The 611-nt window shown below is 75.3% G+C and carries 1 pseudogene; it reads left to right on the plus strand.

The features are described from left to right. Positions 1 to 422, plus strand: a pseudogene (locus tag HC031_RS34200) (hypothetical protein); the annotation flags it as partial. Positions 423 to 611 lie beyond the last annotated feature (189 nt).

Genomic DNA, 611 nt, shown 5'->3' on the forward strand with positions numbered 1-611 from the left:
CGACCTCCCCGGGGCAGGAGCGGTACGAGCGGGACAACGCCCTGCTCGCCCGCGACGCGAAGGTCTGGATCGCGCTGGAGAACGCCCTCCTCAACCGGGACGCCGCCGCCGCGGAGGTCCAGTGGCAGAAGCTGAGCCAGGCCTCCCGCGACTGGGCGGCGCGCTCGTGGGCGCAGCTCGACCCCGCGACCCAGGCGTGGATAGCCCGGTCCTGGGACGCGCGGTCCTGGGACGGCGCCGGACCCGAGTGGGCGGCTCGTGCGTGGGCGGCGCGGTCGTGGGACGCCCGGTCCTGGGATGCCCGGTCCTGGGACGAGGTCGTGTGGAACGCGCGGTCCTGGGATGCCCGGTCGTGGGACGCCCGGTCCTGGGACGCCCGGTCCTGGGATGCCCGGTCGTGGGCCTGGCTGCCCCAGACGTGAGCGTGGACCCGGTGGGAGCCGGCCGTCCGGGTAGCACCCGGGCGGCCGGTCCCGCATGGGCCGGCCTGCGGGATCCGATCGTCCGCCTCGTCATCGGAGTCTGCCTCCTGGGTGGAGTGCTCGCCCTCGCGGTCACCGTCCAGTTCGCACACCGCGGCAGCGTGCTCCACGGGATCGGGGTACCGGACT

Source organism: Planosporangium thailandense, assembly GCF_011947195.1.
Classification (GTDB): Bacteria; Actinomycetota; Actinomycetes; order Mycobacteriales; family Micromonosporaceae; genus Planosporangium; species Planosporangium thailandense.